Consider the following 18,699-nt stretch of genomic DNA (forward strand, 5'->3'; position numbering starts at 1 on the left):
TTCAGCCCCCCTGCATCGGAGCGACAACTTCAACCCGGTCGCCTTCAGCCAGTTTGTGAGCGATGCGCAGGCTTGAGGGCACGAAATCTTCGTTCACGGCGGTCGCCACACGACCCGAGAAACCACACTCTTCCAACAATTCCGACAGGGTTTCGGCGTGCACCTCGCGCGCCTCGCCGTTAAGCACGATCTTCATCGACCATCTCCGAATGTGTGTTGTCCAGCGCCAGATCCGCAACGCCCCGCGCCAGTGCCGGTGCCAGCAGATACCCGTGGCGATAGAGCCCGTTGGCATAGATCGTCCGGCCCAAACGTCGGATACGCGGCAAGTTGTCAGGGAAGGCGGGGCGCAGATCGACGCCTATCTCCAAAACTTCAGCTTCGCCAAAAGCCGGGTTCACGGCATAGGCTGCGCTGAGCAGTTCCAGCATCGAACGGGCGGTGATGCGACCGCTATCCTCGGATTCGATCATGGTCGCACCCAACATATAGACGCCGTCGCCGCGCGGAACGATATAGAGCGGCATCCGCGGGTGCAGCAATCGAACCGGGCGTGTCAGTTCCACGTCAGGGCATCGAATAACCAACATCTCGCCCTTCACGCCGCGTAGATCATGCAGGTATTCGCGCGCGTGAAGACCACGGCAGTCAATGGAATTTTCCAACTGGGCAGGTGCCAGTTTCCGGTGGAACTCCACGCCCTGGCTTAGCAATTGACGATGCAGATCGCGCAGCGCCTGGCGCGGATCGACATGGGCTTCGTGTGCGAAGAACAGGCCCTGGCCAAACCCTGCCAGATCTGGCTCTAATTCGGATATTTTTGCCCGTTTGACCATTGTGAACTCTTTTGTTCGACGCGCGAAGCGGTGCAGGTCCGGCACATCACGGGCGCTCGCGACAACAAGCGTTCCCCGCTGGGTCACCTTGGTGCGTTGGGCCCACCATTCGATCGCAGACTGCCCCAGGCGCAGCACCGGTTCTTCCGCGTTTTCATATTCGCACCACGGTGCCAGCATTCCCCCGGCCCACCACGAACAGCCGTGCGGGCCCGGTGGCCCGCCGGGGTCGAATATCTGCACTTTCGCACCGCGCGACGCCAGTTCGCTGGCAACGGCAAGACCGGCAACCCCTGCTCCTATGACAGACCAAAGCGTCACGAGGGCCAAACCCGGTGGAAATGATGCACCGGGCCGTGCCCAGCGCCGACATTCAACTCATCCGCGCGCGCGATGGCCCCTTGCAGATAGTCATGCGCCTGCGCAACCGCGTCCCTCAGGGCCAACCCATTAGCCAAACCGGCAGTGATGGACGACGACAAAGTACACCCTGTCCCATGGGTGTTTTTCGTATCCTGACGCGGGGCCTGAAACTCGGCCACGGTACCCGAAGGATCAATCAGCATATCGTGGCAGATATCACCCGACCCGTGTCCGCCTTTCATAACTACTGCATCCGCACCCAAGGCGCACAATGCCTGGCCCTGTTCGGCCATCTCTTCCGGGGTTTCCGCCGATTGCGTGTTCAGCAGACACGCCGCCTCAGGCAGATTTGGCGTGAGAACCGTCGCCATTGGCAACAACACATCGCGTAGCGTCCGGACCGCCTCTTTCGCCAGCAGGGCATCGCCGGATTTGGCGATCATAACCGGATCAAGAACGACAGGACCTTCAAACCCCGCTAAACCCCTGGCGACTGTATGAATGATCTCAGGTGTCGCGAGCATGCCGATTTTGACGGCCTTGACGTCCAGATCACTCAGAACCGTCTCAATTTGGGCAGCAATTACGTCCAGTGGAATCCCATGCACCGCGGTGACAGCTTGCGTGTTCTGCGCGGTCACGGCGGTGATGACACTCGCCCCAAAAACACCCAGCGCTGACATAGCCTTTAGGTCGGCCTGAATGCCCGCGCCACCGCCGCTATCAGATCCTGCTATGGTCAGGGCAATTGCCGCCATGTCGTTGCTCCATCTTCTTTGGGCAACGGGGTAAGGAAAACGTCTGTGTTCAAGAGACCGTTCCCTACGCCGGAATTGCCCGGATCAGGTTCGATGGGTTAACGCGATTGCGCCTCTCAGCCCTGTTACAGGGCACCCCAACGGTTGAGGCGGACAATCTCAGGGTCGAGGATCAGAATCAAGACTCAATTTCCAAGACGTATTGCCACTTTCAGCTTTCTGCTAAGGCCAAAACATTATGAGAATAATAGTGTCCAGCGAGGCTCCCCCTCGCGCTCCGGGATATTTTTAGCCAGATGAAGAACGGGTCCCTTGCTTCATCTGGCCATCAATATCCCGGGGGAATCGCCCTAAGGCTGTGGGGGCAGAGCCCCCATCAGTGCACGATCTCAGCCTTTCATTCCGTCCCAGAAGGATTTGACGGATGAGAAAAAGCTTTTTGATTCCGGATGGTTGTCTTCGCCCAGATCATCAAACTCGCGCAGCAGCTCTTTCTGGCGGCTGGTCAGGTTGACCGGGGTTTCCACGGCCAGTTCAATGAACATGTCGCCGACGCCACCGCCGCGCAGCGCTGGCATGCCTTTTCCGCGCAGGCGCATTTGCCGACCCGACTGGCTTCCGGCGGGAATCTGAACGCGGCCGCGGCCGCCATCGATGGTCGGAACCTCGATCGATCCGCCCAACGCCGCCTTTGCCATGCTGACCGGCACGCGGCAATAGAGATTGACGCTGTCACGTTCGAACAGTTTGTGCTCGGATACTTCCACGAAAATGTACAGATCGCCCGGAGGACCACCACGCAGTCCGGCCTCACCTTCGCCCGCCAGGCGAATGCGCGTTCCGGTTTCGACACCAGCAGGGATGTTCACCGACAAAGCACGGTCTTTTTCGACCCGGCCAGCCCCCTGACAGGATTTACAAGGGTTCTTGATGATCTGACCCAGTCCCGAACAGGTCGGGCAGGTTCGTTCCACGGTAAAGAAGCCCTGTTGTGCCCGTACTTTCCCCATGCCTGAACAGGTGGGGCAGGAAGTGGGCTCAACGCCACCTTCGGCCCCGGTGCCGTCGCAAGACGAACACGCCACAGCCGTTGGCACATTTATGGTTTTTTGCAGGCCAGAGAAAGCCTCTTCCAGCGTCACACGCAGGTTGAAGCGCAGGTCCGAGCCGCGCGCGGCGCGACGCCCGCCGCCACCCCGTTGACCACCCATGAAATCACCGAACAGGTCGTCAAACACATCCGAGAATGCGCTGGAGAAATCGCCTTGCCCGCCAAAGCCGCCACCTGAGCGACCACCTCCGCCCATGCCGTTTTCAAAAGCAGCATGACCAAAGCGATCATAAGCAGCCTTTTTTTCGGCATCGCGCAGAACATCGTAAGCTTCGTTGGCTTCCTTGAACTGCGCCTCAGCATCCGGGTTGTCTTTGTTGCGGTCAGGATGCAGCTCTTTGGCTTTCCTGCGAAAACCCTTCTTGATCTCGTCCGCCGAAGCGCCCTTGGACACGCCGAGCACTTCATAGTAGTCGCGCTTTGACATTTGTTATTCCTTCGTGCCGCCGGACGCGGTGCTTTCATTGAGTCTGTACACGCCGTTGGTGTTGTTTGCAAAACTGGCCACGTAACCTGCCTTATTCAAGATCTGGTCAAGCCCATCGTCCGAATGCTTGATTTCTATCAGCAGCACTTCAGGCCAGATTTCCCGCGGGGCATCTTCAAAAAAAGCGCGCAATACGCGGGTTTCCTGGCCTTCAATATCCATTTTCATCGCATCAACCCTGGTCAGCCGGGCATCGCGTATCGCGTCCAGCAACGGAACCGCCTGAACGCACAGATCGCCCGACTCGGCAACTTTGGCGTGCCCCCTGTCACCGAGATTCGCAGACTCGAACCACACCTTACCCGGTTTGTCAGACAGTGCTTTATCGCAATGAGTGACTTCACTGGCTTGATTGGCAGCCAGATTGGTACCGAGACGGGCCTTGTTGACCGGATCCGGCTCAACAGCCAGAGCCCTTAGGTTGCGCCCAAACTTCTGCGCAACTGATCTGACCCACAGGGTGTAATGCCCGAGATTCGCACCAGCGTCGACAAAGACATAATCGCCAGAGCCCTGCGATATATGGTTGGCCAGTGATTGACGCTCATCCAGATCAAAGAATTGCAATCCGGTTATGACGCGACGTTCGGCCCAGTTGTCTGAAGGGTACAATCGGCATTTCTGCCCGCCGAACACCTCAACATCGTAAGGCTCTCGCTGAGAAGCCATCAGTACCCTTCGAATTCCGGACGACATCCATTGACGCGGCATGCCTTCAGACCACCGGCGCAATCTTTCCACCCGAGTTGAGAGAGCGTAGGTGCCAAATGGAGGTTTCGGAGACGCGTGCTGCATGGTGAAGACCGTTCCGGCGGGCCCTGAATGGGCCCGCCGGAAACCGAGCAACTGGTCAGGCGCGCTTGTTGTCGTCGAGATCTTCGAACTCGGCGTCGACGATGTCATCGTCACCCGGTGCGGCGTCAGCGGCAGCAGGTTCCTCTTCGCCTTCTTCGGCCTGCGCCTTGTATATGGCTTCGCCCAGCTTCATGGCTGCTTCGGTGACATTCTGGATACCCGACTTGATCTTGTCGGCATTTTCGGTTTCCAGCTCGTCCTTCAGCGCGGCGATCGCCAGCTCGATGGCTTCGATGGTGGTCGGGTCGACCTTGTCGGCATGCTCTTCCATCGACTTCTCGGTCGAGTGGATGAGGCTTTCCGCCTGGTTCTTCGCCTCGATCAGCTCGCGGCGCTCCTTGTCGGCTTCCGCGTTCTCTTCGGCGTCCTTAACCATCTTGTCGATATCTTCATCCGACAGACCACCCGATGCCTGGATGGTGATCTTCTGCTCTTTGCCGGTGCCTTTGTCCTTTGCCGAAACCGAGACAATGCCGTTGGCGTCGATGTCAAAAGTCACCTCGATCTGAGGCATGCCGCGCGGTGCAGGCGGGATATCTTCAAGGTTGAACTGACCCAGGATCTTGTTGTCCGCAGCCATTTCGCGCTCACCCTGGAAACAGCGGATGGTCACAGCGTTCTGGTTGTCCTCGGCGGTCGAGAAGACCTGAGACTTTTTCGTCGGGATCGTGGTGTTGCGGTCGATAAGACGAGTGAACACGCCGCCCAACGTCTCGATACCCAGCGAAAGCGGGGTTACGTCCAGCAGAACCACGTCTTTGACGTCACCCTGCAGAACACCGGCCTGAATGGCGGCGCCCATGGCAACTACTTCGTCCGGGTTCACACCCTTGTGCGGCTCTTTACCGAAGAATTTGGTGACCTCTTCGATCACCTTGGGCATGCGGGTCATACCGCCGACCAGAACAACCTCATCAATGTCGCCCGCCGACAGGCCGGCGTCTTTCAATGCTGCCTGACAGGGTTTCATCGACTTCTTGATCAGATCGCCGACCAGCGATTCCAGCTTGGCACGGGTCAGTTTCATGACCATGTGCAGCGGCTGACCGTTGGCGCCCATCGAGATGAACGGCTGGTTGATCTCGGTCTGCGAGGTCGAGGACAGTTCGATCTTGGCTTTTTCAGCGGCTTCTTTCAGACGCTGCAGGGCCATCTTGTCGCTGGACAGATCGACACCGTGTTCCTTTTTGAACTCATCCGCTAGGTAGTTGACGATGCGCATGTCAAAGTCTTCACCACCCAGGAAGGTGTCGCCATTGGTCGATTTGACCTCGAACAGCCCGTCGTCGATTTCCAGAATGGTCACGTCGAACGTACCACCACCAAGGTCATAAACCGCGATGGTTTGGGTTTCTTCTTTGTCCAGACCATAGGCCAGCGCGGCGGCTGTCGGTTCGTTGATGATCCGCAGCACTTCCAGTCCGGCGATTTTGCCTGCGTCTTTGGTGGCCTGACGCTGGGCGTCATTGAAATACGCGGGAACGGTGATGACCGCCTGCGTGACTTCTTCACCCAGATAGCTCTCGGCGGTTTCCTTCATCTTGCCCAGAGTGAAGGCCGAAATCTGGCTTGGGGAGTATTTTTCGCCGCGGGCTTCCACCCACGCGTCACCGTTGCCGCCATCCACGATGGCGTACGGCACCATTTTCTTGTCCTTCTGGACTTCTGCATCATCCACACGACGACCGATCAGACGCTTGACGCCAAAGATCGTGTTGTCGGGGTTGGTGACCGCCTGACGTTTTGCAGGCTGACCGACCAGTCGCTCATCTTCGGTGAAGGCGACGATCGAAGGCGTGGTCCGCGCCCCTTCGGCGTTTTCGATGACCTTTGGCTGCGAGCCTTCCATGATGGCCACACAGGAGTTTGTGGTTCCGAGGTCAATCCCGATTACTTTTCCCATTTTTGCAATCCCTTTCTCTTCAAGGCGATGTCCCGAGGATCGGACCCGTTATGGCATCCCACCCCCGATCTGATGTGCGCGACAGCACTACCATCGCGCGTCCCGGCGTATATAAGGGCGAGACAAGGGGCCTGCAAGCACCGTAGAACGCAGGTTTTCGGGAATTTGATGTCTTTTTTGGCAATGAATTGGAAAGGTTTGGGGTTTCCGGAATGACGCGGGTGATTTTGCGAGAGTTCGAAATCAGAAAAGGCTATCTTGATCCCGCCGCTCAGACACAGGTGATCGCAGCCCTGCGACCGATTCTGAAAGCTGCGCCCTTGTTTCGACCCGTCACGCCGTCGGGTAAAGAGATGTCGGTGCGAATGACCTCGGCCGGGGATCTGGGATGGGTGACCGACAAGGCGGGCTATCGCTATCAGGGCGAGCATCCGAAAGGCGGGGTCTGGCCTGAAATTCCCCTCGCAATTCTTGATATCTGGCGTGACCTGGTCGGCACCGAGCGCGCACCGGATTGCTGTTTGATCAACTACTATGGGGAAGGCGCCAAAATGGGCCTGCATCAGGACAAGGACGAAGCAGATTTTTCCTGGCCGGTTCTGTCGGTTTCCTTAGGCGATGACGCCCTGTTCCGGATCGGCAATACGACCCGTGGCGGCAAAACCGAGTCGATCTGGCTGGGCTCGGGCGACGTGGTGATCATGGGCGGCCCGGCACGGCTGGCCTATCACGGGGTCGACCGGATCAGATACGGGTCATCCCGGCTGTTGCCAAAAGGCGGACGGATCAACTTGACGCTGCGGGTCGCACGTTAGCGCCGCGCGTTCCAGCTCTGTGAAACATGCTGGCGTGTAAAAAACTCACCCATCAGTCCGATCATCAGCAAGGCGATTCCAACCCACAATGCGTACTCCCAGCTTGTGTTTCGCGGAAAATAGTTTCGGAAAATGAAGCCCCGACACTGGTCGATAATATGAAACAACGGGTTCCAGGCGAACATCATCAACAATCCGCCTCCCAGTGTGTTTGCAACGAACATCTTTCCCGAAAACACCATGTTCAGGCGGCGATAGATATTGGTGAGCATTCCCACGGTTGTCGGAAACCAGGGTTTCATTGCCATGAACACCAAACCCACGGCGCATCCGGTAAACCAGGCCAATATCAGCATCGCGAATGCACCGCCGGGATCCTGCACCTCGATCGGGGCGACCGCGACGCTGTAGATGAACAGGATCACAAACATGGCCAGCAATTGCTTGTAAAGAATACCGAGCGCCGCAGACAGGATCGTCACCATCACATTCATAGGTGAATGGAGCATCATCGGATTGTTCGCGGACCCCACCCCTGAAATCGCACCTATTGACTGGATATGCAGCATGAAGGGGAACACGCCGGACAGAACATACAGCAGAAATTCGCCCCTGATCTTTGGAATTCCGCCCCGGCCCATCAGTGACATGAGCAGGTAGAAAGTAGTTCCCATCACCACAAGTTGCAGGACATTGATCAGAATGGCGACGATCGCATTCGGATGTTGCGAGCGCACCTTTCGTACGGTGGCATGGAACACCAGCTCAGCCGTCGTGAAAGCGCTGCCCAGCAGCGTTTGGTTACGCTTGAAATAGAACATTCAAAGGGTCTTTTCTGCTTCGTCGCCTCTAAACTGGCATGAATATCTTGCCGTTCCGTAACCGCCGCATCATAAGTCGATCGCGAGTTTGGATCAACAAACCACAGGAACGGAGCTTTTTTGTGACCTACGACGCGCTTATTCCCGTCATCCGGCGACTGGCTCTGGAGGCAGGCGACAAGATCATGGAAATCTACGAGGCGGATGATTTCGATGTCAAAGTCAAATCCGACTCCAGCCCTGTGACCGAGGCAGACGAAGCCGCTGACGCATTGATTTCGGCCGGGTTGCGTGCGGCATTCCCCGATACTCTTCTGGTCACCGAAGAACAGGCCGCTTCGCACTCTGAAAAAGGCGACACTTTCCTCATTGTTGACCCGCTGGACGGCACCAAGGAGTTCATCAACCGTCGCGGTGATTTTACCGTCAACATCGCACTTGTCGAAAACGGAGTGCCGACCCGGGGTGTCGTCTATGCCCCGGCGCGGGGTCGTATGTTCTTCACGCTGGCTGATGGCCGTGCGGTCGAGGAAACAGGTGCTTTCGACAAAAACGTGACAGGTCCTTTGACGCCCATATCAGTCTCTGAACCGGTCAATTCCGGACTGTTGGTTGTGGCGTCAAAGTCCCACAGGGATCAGGCCACCGAGGACTACATCAACAAATATCATGTGAAGGACAGCAAAAGCGCGGGTTCGTCACTCAAGTTCTGTCTGGTTGCCACGGGCGAAGCGGATATTTACCCACGCGTCGGACGCACGATGGAATGGGATACGGCAGCGGGCCATGCAGTACTGGCCGGAGCCGGTGGCCGGGTTGTGCGTTTTGACGACCATACTCCGTTGGTTTATGGCAAAGATGGCTATGCAAATCCGTTCTTTATTGCCTACGCTCCGGGTGTTGAACTGAAGGAAGCCTGATGTCTGTTCTGATTGCCATCCCCGCCCGCTACGCCTCGACCCGCTATCCCGGCAAACCTCTGGTTCCTCTGACCGGCGCGAAGGGCGATTCCATGACATTGATCGAACGGTCCTGGCGTGCAGCCAAGTCGGTCTCTGGTGTCGATCGCGTAGTTGTTGCGACGGATGATGACCGAATTCGCGAAGTGTCCGAGGGCTTTGGGGCCGAGGTCGTGATGACCTCGGAAAGCTGTCAAAACGGCACCGAACGATGCGCCGAAGCGCATGAGGTTCTGGGCGGCGGGTATGAAATCATCGTCAACCTGCAAGGAGACGCTCCGCTGACACCGCAATGGTTTGTCGAAGATCTGGTGTCCAGCCTGCGCGCGGCCCCGGAAGCCGGTGTTGCGACCCCTGTTTTGCGCTGCGATGGTAATGCGTTGAACAGTCTTCTGAACGACCGGAAGCATGACCGTGTGGGTGGCACGACGGCAGTATTCGGACGCGATCGCAGTGCGATGTACTTCTCGAAAGAGGTCGTGCCCTTTACGTCCCAGACATACACCGGTGATGCAGCGACACCCGTTTTTCACCATGTCGGCGTTTACGCCTATCGGCCCGATGCACTGGCGGCGTATCCAGGTTGGCCAATCGGCCCTCTGGAACAGCTGGAAGGCCTGGAACAGCTCAGGTTCATGGAAAACGGGCGCAAGGTTCTGTGCGTCGAGGTCGAGGCAAGGGGCCGTCAGTTCTGGGAACTGAACAACCCGCAGGACGTGCCCAAAATCGAAGAGATGATGGCAGCCATGGGGCTGGAGTGACGTCTTTTCCCCATGACTCTGACGGCGCCCTTGCCGAAACTGTTCCTCAACCAACCCCGATGGATATGCCATGAAGACAATTCTTGTCACCGGTGGTGCCGGGTACATCGGCTCACATGCCTGCAAGGCGCTTGCGCAGGCAGGTTATCTTCCTGTGACCTACGACAATCTGATCACGGGTTGGCAGGATGCGGTAAAGTTTGGCCCTTTTGAACAGGGCGACCTTTTGGATCGGGACCGCCTGGATGAAGTTTTCGCGAAACACAAACCAGATGCAGTGATGCATTTTGCGGCGCTCAGCCAGGTTGGCGATGCCATGCGTCAACCCGGACTGTATTGGTCGAACAATGTCACAGGCTCGCTGACGCTTATTGAAGCAGCGGTTGCAGCCGGGTGTCTGGATTTCGTGTTTTCGTCCACATGTGCCACATATGGTGAGCATGACAATGTGGTACTCGATGAATCCACGGCGCAGTATCCCCTGAACGCCTACGGAGCATCGAAACGCGCGATCGAAGATATCCTCAAGGATTTCGAGGCGGCTCATGGGCTGCGCCATGTCATCTTCCGCTATTTCAACGTTGCAGGCGCTGATCCTGAAGGGGATGTGGGCGAGTTTCACCGACCCGAAACCCATCTGATTCCGCTGATGTTGGACGCGATTGACGGCAAGCGGGAAGGTCTTACCGTCTTTGGGACGGATTACGACACGCCCGACGGCACATGTATCCGCGACTATGTACATGTTTGTGACCTGGTAGATGCACATATTCTGGGGCTAGGCTGGTTGGAACAGAGCAAAGACAGCCGAGTCTTCAATCTGGGCACCGGGTCCGGGTTTTCCGTCCTTGAGGTGATCGAGCAATCCAAGTCCGTCACCAACCGTTCCGTGCCGTATACTGTGGGCCCTCGACGGGCAGGAGATTGCACCAAGCTGGTATCCGGCTCTGTGCGGGCTGAAAACGAACTGGGATGGAAGCCCAAAAGATCTACGTTAGAGACGATGGTCGCAGATGCCTGGCGCTGGCACCAGAACGGCCACTACGAGAAATGAGGACCCGGTGACATCCAGCACTGCTTTGACACTTCCCCGGATCGGATGGGCACGGCAGTACAGGTTGCGCTGGAAACGCCGGCGGCTGCTCTGGAGGTCGCTGCGCAGCCGACATCAATTGACCTGCCAGAAGGATCGGACGGCCGAGATCAAGGGCGGTGACGTGTTGGCTTTGGTCACCCTACGCAATGAAATCATCCGCCTGCCGTGGTTCTTTCGTCACTATCGCGCTTTGGGTGTCGATCATTTTCTGATCGTCGACAACGGCAGTGACGATGGATCGTCCGAGTATCTGCAGGATCAACCGGATGTCTCTGTGTGGAAAACCCATACCAGCTATCGTGGATCGCGGTTTGGCCTGGACTGGTTAACCTGGTTGCAGATGCGCTATGGCCACCGCCACTGGTGCCTTATGGTGGATGCGGATGAACTGCTGGTCTATGCCCACTGTGACACCCGGTCCCTGCATGACCTGACAGCTTGGCTGGACCGGCGCGGGCAGATCGGGTTCGGGGCGCTGATGCTGGACCTCTATCCCCAGGGTCCTTTGGGCGACAATGCTTATGACCCGGACACCGACCCCACAAATCTGCTGTGCTGGTTCGATTCAGGACCGTATCGTACGCAACGGCAAAGCCCGATGGGCAATCTTTGGGTGCAGGGCGGCGCGCGGGAACGGATGTTCTTTACGCAGACACGGCAAAGATCCCCAACGCTGAACAAGATCCCGCTGATGCGCTGGTCGCGGCGCTATGCTTATGTGAACTCTTGTCATTCCGCCCTGCCGCGCCATCTGAACGAAACCTATGATGGGCCGGGCGGTGATGCCCCGTCGGGCGTGTTGCTGCACACGAAGTTCCTGCCGGACGTTATCGAGAAATCCAATACCGAAAAGCAGCGACGCCAGCATTTTCATGATCCGGACCAATTCGGGCCATACTACGATGGAATAATCAACCAGCCGGATATGTGGACCTCGCAATCGGTGCGCTTCACCGGATGGAGCCAGCTGGAACAGTTGGGTCTGATGAGTGGCGGAGGCTGGGATTGAAAACGAAAACAAGGGCATCAACCGCACGTTTACAATTTACGGGTTTTAAAGTCGTTGCCTCTGAAGATGCAAAAGTGGCATAAACCTGCAACGCCATGTCGTGTTAACGGTCGCGACGGGTTTGGGGAAAGCTCGCGTCATAAAAAGGTTGGGCAGTCACGTGAGCCTGTTTGAGTCTTACAAGATGAGGTTGCGGCGCAAGCGCCGTATTCTGCGTTGCCTCAAACGTCGCCGCGAACTCAGGCCGGTCAGCAACAACACACAAGCAATCCGCCGTGATGATATCCTGTTGATGAGCGTTGTTCGGAACGAGAAAATTCGCCTGCCCTTCTTCCTCGAATACTATCGCAAACTGGGCATCAATCATTTTTTGTTTGTCGACAACGACAGCGATGATGGCAGTTTTGAGTTTTTGAAAGAACAGGCCGATGTTTCGGTCTGGCGGACGACAACCAGTTACAAACGCGCAAGCTATGGTCTGGACTGGTCAAACTATCTGCTGCACAGATATGCGCATGGACATTGGGTGCTGAGCGTCGATCCGGATGAATTCTTCATCTATCCGTTCTGCGACACTCGCCCGATCCGTGCTTTGACCGACTGGCTGGATGGCAGTGCCGTACGCAGTTTTGGCACGATGCTGATCGACATGTACCCTGAGGGGGCGGTGGACGCCGAACCTTATGCCGAAGGTCAGAACCCGTTCGAAATTGCGCGTTGGTTCGATCCCGGCAACTATATGATTACCAAAAACCCCGAATACAAAAATCTTTGGATACAAGGGGGTCCACGGGCGCGTGTGTTCTTTCGGGACAACCCCTCCAAGGCACCGGCGCTGAACAAGATTCCGCTTGTAAAATGGGACCGGCGCTATGTTTATGTCAGCTCGACCCATTCGCTTTTGCCGCGCGGGCTCAATCAGGTTTATGACGAATGGGGCGGCGAGAAGGCCAGCGGGTCGCTGCTTCATGCCAAGTTGATCAATATTCTTGGCGACAAAGCCCGCGAAGAACTGGAGCGTGGCCAGCATTACCGCGGCTCCGGCGAATACAGGGCCTATGCGACACAGCTTGAGGACAAGCCCGTTTTCTGGTGCGAGTGGTCCGAGGCCTATATCAACTGGCGGCAGCTTGAGATCCTTGGCCTCATGTCGAAAGGAAACTGGGCATGAGCGGTCTGGGTATTGTCATGTTGGTTCATACGTCGCTGGACCGTGCCGAACAGGTCGCACGCCACTGGACGGCTGCAGGATGCCCGGTGGTCATCCACGTGGATCGCAAGGTGTCAGACGATGTCTATTCCCGATTTGTAGCGTCCTGTTCCAACAATCCCGCGATCGTGTTTTCAGATCGACATCGGTGTGACTGGGGTGGCTGGGGCATTGTTGCCGCCTCGCAAAGCGCCTCCGAGTTGATGTTGGAGCAATTCCCAGAAGTTCGCCATGTGTTTCTGGCCTCGGGGGCCTGCTTGCCCTTGCGACCAGTCGAGGAACTGATCGATTACCTGTCAGACAGGCCGCGCGTCGATTTCATCGAAAGCGCGACCACGTCTGATGTCAGCTGGACCATCGGCGGGCTGGATCATGAACGGTTCACCCTGCGGTTTCCGTTTTCCTGGCGCAAGCATCGCAAATTATTCGACGCATATGTAAAACTTCAGCGCGCCGTAGGATTTCGCAGGCAAATCCCCGACGGCCTGGTTCCGCATATGGGCAGTCAGTGGTGGTGCCTGACCCGTCAAACGCTGTCCGCAATCCTTCAGGATCCCAGACGCAAGCTATATGACAAGTACTTCCGCCATGTCTGGATTCCGGATGAAAGCTATTTTCAGACGTTGGCGCGGTTGTATTCCACGCATATAGAAAGCCGGTCTCTGACCCTGTCCAAATTCGATTATCAGGGCCGTCCACACATCTTCTATGACGATCATCTGCAATTGCTGCGCCGATCAGATTGTTTTGTGGCCCGAAAAATCTGGCCTCGCGCGGAACGGTTGTACCAGGCATTCCTGACAGATCAGACAGGAGCAATGAAACCGGCGGAACCCAATCCGGGCAAGATCGACCGTGTATTCTCCAAAGCTGTGGAGCGGCGAACTCGTGGACGCGACGGGCTGTACATGCAAAGCCGGTTTCCCCGGCATGGCAGTGAAAACGGTCTGACATCGTCACAGTATTCCGTATTTCAAGGCTTTTCAGAACTGTTCGAGGATTTTGAACCATGGCTGGCCGCGACCACGGGAACCAGAGTCCACGGGCATCTTTTCGGGCCGGGGCGCGTCGGTTTTTCGCAAGGGGAAGCCATAACAAATGGGGCTCTCAGCGACAGTGCAGAGCTGCGGGACTACAACCCAACCGCCTTTTTGTCGAACCTGATCTGGAATACGCGGGGCGAGCGCCAGTGTTTCCAGTTCAGCCCGCGGGACACCCAGGAGATCAACTGGTTTCTGGCGCGGGACAAAAACGCTCAGATTTCGGTCATCACTGGCGCGTGGGCAATTCCACTGTTCCGATCCAATATGAACTTCTCGGAAATTCGGTGTGAGGCGGCGCGCCTGCAACGAATTGAAACCAAGCAGCTTGAGGTGCTGACATCGGTCTGGACCAAAGCGCGGATGCGCAGTTGGACGTTGGCAGATTTCATTGAATCTCCGATGGATGCATTGCAGGCAGTGCTTGAAGAAATAGGCATGCAACCGACCAGCCACCTGACCGAAGTGCCAACCATGGTCGATCTGTCCGGATTCGGGAAGTTCCTGCAAAACCTCAAGAATCAGGGAATGCACCCTTATCTGATGGGCGACTTCCCGGCGGACGACGTATTCGGCCGTCAGGCAAAACCCTACCGAAAACCATATCTGGTGCAGTGATTGCCCATGTCAGCCAGTTTTGACTACTTCGTGATTTTGGCCGCCATGCGAACAGGTTCGAACCTGCTCGAAGCCAACCTGAATGCGATGGATGGGATTACCTGTCACGGAGAGGCATTCAACCCGCATTTCGTCGGCAGCCTGAAATCCGACCACCTGCTCGGCCTGTCGCTGGAAGACCGGGATGCGGATCCGATGCGAATGCTCAAAGCCATCCGATCAGCGCCGGGCGACATCAATGGCTTTCGATATTTCGAAGACCATGACCCACGTATCCTGAAACCCATGCTGAACGACCCGTGCTGTGCCAAGATCCTTCTGACCCGAAATCCATTGGACAGCTATCTGTCGCTGAAAATCGCGCGGAAAACGCAGCAGTGGCTGCTGAAGAATGTCAAACGTCGCGTCGACGCGCAGGTTGTCTTCGACGCCGACGAGTTTTCGGATTATCTGAACCAGGTGCAAGGCCATCGGCTTATGGTGCAACGGCACTTGCAAAAAACAGGCCAAACAGGGTTCTTCATTAACTATGACGACCTGACCGAGTTGGAGGTCATAAACGGGCTGGCTGCATGGTTGGGCGTCGAGGCGCGGCTGACCAGGCTGGATGATTCCCTGAAGCCACAAAACCCGTCACCGGCTTTGTCCAAGGTCACCAATCCTGAAGAGATGAAGCAAGCACTGTGCGACCAGGATCGGTTCGGATTGCATCGGTCAACAAGCTTTGAACCGCAGCGCGGGGCGGCTGTGCCGCTTTACGTTGCCGCCGCCCGGTCTCCATTGATGTATTTGCCTATTCGCGGTGGAATAGAGCCTGTTATTGAGCAGTGGCTGGCTGATCTGGACGGATGCCCGAAGGACAAACTGATCACGGACCAGAACCGCAAACAGGTCCGTTCCTGGAAGCAGAACCATCCCGGTCATCGGCAATTCACGGTTCTGCGGCACCCTCTGGCCCGGGCACATACGGTGTTTTGTCAACACATTCTGAGTACGGGGCCAGGCAGCTACAAGATGGTGCGGAACTATCTTCGTAACCGGCTCAAACTGCCAATCCCGGGGCAAGTACGGGACACCAATTATTCTGTCGAACAACACCGTGAAGCATTTTCGGGTTTTCTGGGCTTTTTGCGCCTCAACCTGAACGGGCAGACGCCGATCCGCGTAGACGGTACGTGGTGCAGCCAGTCCAGAACACTGGAGGGAATCGCATCCTTCACCATGCCGGATCTGATTCTGAGAGAAGAGGACCTGATGACGGCTTTGCCGGATCTGGCACGCAACCTGGGGCATTCAGACCCGCCTCCACCAGGTCACTGCGCGCCGGATGAACCATACGCTCTGGATCAAATCTACGACGAAAACCTCGAGGCGCAGGCAGTTACAGCGTACCAGCGCGACTATGAAACCTTCGGGTTCAGTGACTGGCTGCCGAAAACAGCCTAAGGACGCAGGGTGATCAGCGTGCCTTTGTTAACCATCGAATAGATCTCTTCGATTTCGTCATTCTTGACCGCGATGCATCCTGCCGTCCAATCCCGCGTCTTTTTTGCGCGTTTCCGCTCTGAGCGTAGATTGGGTTCTCCGTGGATGAATATATCTCCACCCGGATCAACGCCCGCGGCCTTGGCTTTGGCGACATCCTGCGAGTTGGGATAGGATATGCCTATGGACAGATGATATCGGCTTCTGGGGTTGCGACGGTCGATCAGATAAGTGCCCTCGGGCGTCCGGCCGTCGCCGCGCTGGTTCTTTGTTCCATTCGGCGCAAACCCCAATTCGACATCATATTCCTTGAGGATTCTTTCGTGGTGCAACAAGTAAAGCTTACGCGTGCTCTTGTTGACCACCAACGATGTCACCTCGGGTCCTTTATAAGTCAGAAATCTTGGGCTGCCAGAGGCACAAGCCGAAAGGCTCAGCGTTGCCAACGCCCCCAATCCGAATACTCGACGATCCATGTTTCACTGCCTGCTCTGCTTTTTTTTGATCATTATGCCAAAAAAGGAAAAAACTGAAATCACTTTTTGATGTTCGACTGCTCGGCCAGTCGACGTTCAATGCTTTCCAGCCGTTCCAGAACCTCATCTCGATAGGCGTCGGTTTTAACTTCATCCTCGGCGTGGTGGGCATCCTGCATCGAATTTACGATCAGACCCACCAAGAGGTTCACCACGGCAAATGTGGTGACCATGATGAATGGAACAAAGAAGACCCAGGCATAGGGATAGATCTCCATCACCGGGCGCACGATGCCCATCGACCAGCTTTCCAATGTCATGATCTGGAATAGCGTATAAGCAGACAGGCCCAGATCGCCGAACCAACCCGGGAACGATGTCGAGAACAACTTGGTCGAGATAACCGCCCCGATATAGAACAGAATTGCCATCAGCAGAAACACGCTGGCCATTCCGGGAAGGGCGGAGATGAACCCCTCGACCACGCGACGCAGGCGAGGCGCGACGGAAATCACGCGCAACACCCGCAAAATTCGCAGGGCACGCAGCACCGACAAACCTCCGGCACTGGGAACCAGGGCGATGCCTACGATCAGGAAATCGAAAATGTTCCAGCCATTGGTAAAGAACCTGCGCCCGGTGGCGATCAGCTTCATGGTAATTTCGACCACGAAGATCGTCAGGCAAAGTCTATCCAGCGCGACGATCAGCGGACCTGCTAACTCCATCAGGGTTGGCGATGTCTCCATCCCCAAAAGAATGGCATTGAAGATTATGACAGCAGTAATGAAGCGACCGAATACCGGCGCTTCGATAATGTTCAGCAAACGCTGTTTAAACCCCATGAGTCGCATTCCCCTGCCTGATCAAGTTGCGGCGCTCAGGACAAACCGCGCAGCGAGTTCCGTATGTGAAGACCATCGAAATTGGTCAACGACCTGTACCCATTCAAGGGTGTAACCCGCGTTAACCAGCGTTTTCGCATCGCGCGCAAAGGTGACAGGACTGCACGATACATAGGCAATCACCGGGCGTTGCGACTGTGCAATCTCATTTACCTGCGCTTCGGCACCGGCGCGGGGCGGGTCCAGCACTATCGCGTCGAAAGATTTCAGCTCGTCCGGCATCAGCGGGCGGCGGAACAGGTCGCGGACCTCGGTCGTTACACGTTTCAACCCCTGTGTCCGGCGCCAGCCCTGATCGAGTGCCTGAATCATGGCAGCTTCGCCTTCAACCGCGTGAACTTCGGCGTTTTCCGCCAATGGCAGTGAGAACGTTCCGCTGCCCGAAAACAGGTCAACGATACGCTTCGCACCTTGTGTTGCTTCGAAAACAGCCTGTAATAGAGCCTGTTCGCCATCCTTTGTTGCCTGCAAAAAACCTCCGGGAGGCGGCGTGACGCTGGCTGTCCCAAAACGCTGAACCGGCGCATGCCGCATGGCAATAACCTCACCATCCCAGCTGAGCCGGGCCAGACCATGCTTCTCAGTCGCCTGCGCCAACGCCAGTTCCAAGGGGCCGTCCAGAGGTTTGCCGCCTTTGACAGCCACGTCCAGACCACCTTCGGACAGTGTGAGCGTGACGGCCAAAGCGCCCTTGCGGCTTCCTCCCAGAACAGCCAGCGCCTCGGCCACCGGAATAGCCGCGATCAATTCCGGCTCAAGCAACCGGCAGTCGGGTATCTCTGTGATCGTGCCCGATGCACGACCGTGAAACCCCGCCAACGTGCCCTTCTTCGTGCGCCTTACGGCAATCGTAGCGCGCCGCCGCGACTGTTCGGGCGATGTGTGTATTGGGCGCAGTGGCGCTTCGAGACCTTGCGCCGTCAGCGCGTTGTTGACGATTTGCAGCTTCCAATCGGTCACAAATGCATCAGATGCGTGCTGCAACTGGCAGCCACCGCACGCTTTGTAGTGGCGGCAAGGAGCTTTGACACGATGTTCGGACGGTGTGTCGACCCGGATATCGGTCAATTGCTGGCCAACAAGGGTGCCGCTGACGATTTCGCCCGGAAGGGTGCGTGGGGCGTAGATGGGGCCATCGGCAATGCCGTCGCCCTGATGTCCAAGCCGTGTGATTGTGAATTGCTGCGTCAT

General features: G+C 56.7%; 18 protein-coding genes and 1 riboswitch. Of the genes, 8 read left to right on the forward strand and 10 right to left on the reverse strand.

Annotated elements, in window-relative coordinates; genetic code table 11:
- Nucleotide 1: 1 nt before the first annotated feature.
- The 6 genes from thiS to dnaK all read right to left on the reverse strand — a co-directional run bounded on the left by thiS (nucleotide 2) and on the right by dnaK (nucleotide 6,313).
- Nucleotides 2-196, reverse strand: coding sequence for a sulfur carrier protein ThiS (gene thiS / locus AC2FLP_RS15370; RefSeq protein WP_117871347.1), 195 nt, complete (start codon nucleotides 194-196; stop codon nucleotides 2-4).
- Nucleotides 180-1,157 (reverse strand): FAD-dependent oxidoreductase, encoded by a 978-nt coding sequence (locus AC2FLP_RS15375; RefSeq protein ID WP_496684856.1) that lies wholly within the window; start codon nucleotides 1,155-1,157, stop codon nucleotides 180-182. Before AC2FLP_RS15375 ends, thiS begins: the two co-directional genes overlap by 17 nt.
- Nucleotides 1,154-1,957, reverse strand: a complete 804-nt coding sequence (thiD, locus tag AC2FLP_RS15380; RefSeq protein WP_299899859.1) for a bifunctional hydroxymethylpyrimidine kinase/phosphomethylpyrimidine kinase — start codon at nucleotides 1,955-1,957, stop codon at nucleotides 1,154-1,156. Before thiD ends, AC2FLP_RS15375 begins: the two co-directional genes overlap by 4 nt.
- Nucleotides 1,958-2,001: 44 nt before the next feature.
- Nucleotides 2,002-2,107: riboswitch (TPP riboswitch) on the reverse strand.
- A 239-nt stretch (nucleotides 2,108-2,346) separates the two neighbouring features.
- Entirely contained in the window at nucleotides 2,347-3,495 is a 1,149-nt protein-coding gene (gene dnaJ / locus AC2FLP_RS15385) for a molecular chaperone DnaJ (RefSeq protein ID WP_496684853.1), read from the reverse strand.
- Between the two features lie 3 nt (nucleotides 3,496-3,498).
- Nucleotides 3,499-4,224, reverse strand: a complete 726-nt coding sequence (locus tag AC2FLP_RS15390) for an FkbM family methyltransferase (protein ID WP_496684852.1) — start codon at nucleotides 4,222-4,224, stop codon at nucleotides 3,499-3,501.
- A gap of 181 nt (nucleotides 4,225-4,405) precedes the next feature.
- Nucleotides 4,406-6,313 carry a molecular chaperone DnaK gene (gene dnaK / locus AC2FLP_RS15395; RefSeq protein WP_299899852.1) on the reverse strand — a complete coding sequence of 636 codons (1,908 nt, stop codon included), beginning with the start codon at nucleotides 6,311-6,313 and terminating at the stop codon, nucleotides 4,406-4,408.
- Between the two features lie 212 nt (nucleotides 6,314-6,525).
- On the opposite strand from dnaK, the gene AC2FLP_RS15400 reads away from it, so the two are divergent.
- Nucleotides 6,526-7,128 carry an alpha-ketoglutarate-dependent dioxygenase AlkB family protein gene (locus tag AC2FLP_RS15400; protein WP_117871335.1) on the forward strand — a complete coding sequence of 201 codons (603 nt, stop codon included), beginning with the start codon at nucleotides 6,526-6,528 and terminating at the stop codon, nucleotides 7,126-7,128.
- Here the strand turns inward: AC2FLP_RS15400 and AC2FLP_RS15405 are convergent.
- The gene (locus AC2FLP_RS15405) at nucleotides 7,125-7,949 is read right to left on the reverse strand and encodes an ABC transporter permease (RefSeq protein ID WP_117871333.1); all 825 of its coding nucleotides are present in this window, start codon (nucleotides 7,947-7,949) and stop codon (nucleotides 7,125-7,127) included. The genes AC2FLP_RS15400 and AC2FLP_RS15405 overlap by 4 nt on opposite strands.
- 122 nt (nucleotides 7,950-8,071) lie before the next feature.
- Between AC2FLP_RS15405 and cysQ the strand changes: the two genes are divergently transcribed.
- The 7 genes from cysQ to AC2FLP_RS15440 all read left to right on the forward strand — a co-directional run bounded on the left by cysQ (nucleotide 8,072) and on the right by AC2FLP_RS15440 (nucleotide 16,088).
- Complete coding sequence (gene cysQ, locus AC2FLP_RS15410) at nucleotides 8,072-8,869, forward strand: 3'(2'),5'-bisphosphate nucleotidase CysQ (protein WP_299899848.1); 798 nt, start codon at nucleotides 8,072-8,074, stop codon at nucleotides 8,867-8,869.
- Nucleotides 8,869-9,669, forward strand: coding sequence for a 3-deoxy-manno-octulosonate cytidylyltransferase family protein (locus tag AC2FLP_RS15415; protein WP_299899846.1), 801 nt, complete (start codon nucleotides 8,869-8,871; stop codon nucleotides 9,667-9,669). Before cysQ ends, AC2FLP_RS15415 begins: the two co-directional genes overlap by 1 nt.
- Nucleotides 9,670-9,739: 70 nt before the next feature.
- Nucleotides 9,740-10,723: a UDP-glucose 4-epimerase GalE gene (gene galE / locus AC2FLP_RS15420; RefSeq protein WP_496684850.1), complete on the forward strand. Its 984-nt coding sequence runs from the start codon at nucleotides 9,740-9,742 to the stop codon at nucleotides 10,721-10,723.
- 7 nt (nucleotides 10,724-10,730) lie between these two features.
- Nucleotides 10,731-11,774 carry a glycosyltransferase family 2 protein gene (locus AC2FLP_RS15425; RefSeq protein WP_254683744.1) on the forward strand — a complete coding sequence of 348 codons (1,044 nt, stop codon included), beginning with the start codon at nucleotides 10,731-10,733 and terminating at the stop codon, nucleotides 11,772-11,774.
- A 184-nt stretch (nucleotides 11,775-11,958) separates the two neighbouring features.
- The gene (locus AC2FLP_RS15430) at nucleotides 11,959-12,945 is read left to right on the forward strand and encodes a glycosyltransferase family 2 protein (protein WP_299900053.1); all 987 of its coding nucleotides are present in this window, start codon (nucleotides 11,959-11,961) and stop codon (nucleotides 12,943-12,945) included.
- Entirely contained in the window at nucleotides 12,942-14,642 is a 1,701-nt protein-coding gene (locus tag AC2FLP_RS15435; RefSeq protein ID WP_117871323.1) for a DUF5927 domain-containing protein, read from the forward strand. The genes AC2FLP_RS15430 and AC2FLP_RS15435 overlap by 4 nt, the downstream gene beginning before the upstream one ends.
- Before the next feature lie 6 nt (nucleotides 14,643-14,648).
- A complete protein-coding gene (locus tag AC2FLP_RS15440) occupies nucleotides 14,649-16,088 on the forward strand; it encodes a nodulation protein NodH (RefSeq protein WP_496684849.1) in 1,440 nt (479 codons plus the stop codon).
- Here the strand turns inward: AC2FLP_RS15440 and AC2FLP_RS15445 are convergent.
- From AC2FLP_RS15445 to AC2FLP_RS15455, 3 genes are read right to left on the reverse strand one after another with little or no spacing between them, the layout of a single operon-like run.
- The gene (locus AC2FLP_RS15445) at nucleotides 16,085-16,603 is read right to left on the reverse strand and encodes a L,D-transpeptidase family protein (RefSeq protein WP_496673590.1); all 519 of its coding nucleotides are present in this window, start codon (nucleotides 16,601-16,603) and stop codon (nucleotides 16,085-16,087) included. The genes AC2FLP_RS15440 and AC2FLP_RS15445 overlap by 4 nt on opposite strands.
- A gap of 59 nt (nucleotides 16,604-16,662) precedes the next feature.
- A complete protein-coding gene (locus AC2FLP_RS15450) occupies nucleotides 16,663-17,448 on the reverse strand; it encodes an ion transporter (RefSeq protein ID WP_117871317.1) in 786 nt (261 codons plus the stop codon).
- A 21-nt stretch (nucleotides 17,449-17,469) separates the two neighbouring features.
- Nucleotides 17,470-18,699, reverse strand: a complete 1,230-nt coding sequence (locus tag AC2FLP_RS15455) for a class I SAM-dependent RNA methyltransferase (RefSeq protein WP_496684848.1) — start codon at nucleotides 18,697-18,699, stop codon at nucleotides 17,470-17,472.

This window comes from Ruegeria sp. CDSA141, from assembly GCF_059612005.1.

Excerpts from the sequence above, each read along its gene's own strand:
- thiS (WP_117871347.1), bottom strand. The coding sequence starts at position 196 with ATGAAGATCGTGCTTAACGGCGAGGCGCGCGAGGTGCACGCCGAAACC.
- thiD (WP_299899859.1), bottom strand. The coding sequence starts at position 1,957 with ATGGCGGCAATTGCCCTGACCATAGCAGGATCTGATAGCGGCGGTGGC.
- dnaJ (WP_496684853.1), bottom strand. The coding sequence starts at position 3,495 with ATGTCAAAGCGCGACTACTATGAAGTGCTCGGCGTGTCCAAGGGCGCT.
- AC2FLP_RS15390 (WP_496684852.1), bottom strand. The coding sequence starts at position 4,224 with ATGGCTTCTCAGCGAGAGCCTTACGATGTTGAGGTGTTCGGCGGGCAG.
- dnaK (WP_299899852.1), bottom strand. The coding sequence starts at position 6,313 with ATGGGAAAAGTAATCGGGATTGACCTCGGAACCACAAACTCCTGTGTG.
- AC2FLP_RS15400 (WP_117871335.1), top strand. The coding sequence starts at position 6,526 with ATGACGCGGGTGATTTTGCGAGAGTTCGAAATCAGAAAAGGCTATCTT.
- AC2FLP_RS15405 (WP_117871333.1), bottom strand. The coding sequence starts at position 7,949 with ATGTTCTATTTCAAGCGTAACCAAACGCTGCTGGGCAGCGCTTTCACG.
- AC2FLP_RS15415 (WP_299899846.1), top strand. The coding sequence starts at position 8,869 with ATGTCTGTTCTGATTGCCATCCCCGCCCGCTACGCCTCGACCCGCTAT.
- galE (WP_496684850.1), top strand. The coding sequence starts at position 9,740 with ATGAAGACAATTCTTGTCACCGGTGGTGCCGGGTACATCGGCTCACAT.
- AC2FLP_RS15430 (WP_299900053.1), top strand. The coding sequence starts at position 11,959 with ATGAGGTTGCGGCGCAAGCGCCGTATTCTGCGTTGCCTCAAACGTCGC.
- AC2FLP_RS15435 (WP_117871323.1), top strand. The coding sequence starts at position 12,942 with ATGAGCGGTCTGGGTATTGTCATGTTGGTTCATACGTCGCTGGACCGT.
- AC2FLP_RS15440 (WP_496684849.1), top strand. The coding sequence starts at position 14,649 with ATGTCAGCCAGTTTTGACTACTTCGTGATTTTGGCCGCCATGCGAACA.
- AC2FLP_RS15445 (WP_496673590.1), bottom strand. The coding sequence starts at position 16,603 with ATGGATCGTCGAGTATTCGGATTGGGGGCGTTGGCAACGCTGAGCCTT.
- AC2FLP_RS15450 (WP_117871317.1), bottom strand. The coding sequence starts at position 17,448 with ATGGGGTTTAAACAGCGTTTGCTGAACATTATCGAAGCGCCGGTATTC.
- AC2FLP_RS15455 (WP_496684848.1), bottom strand. The coding sequence starts at position 18,699 with ATGACGCAGCAATTCACAATCACACGGCTTGGACATCAGGGCGACGGC.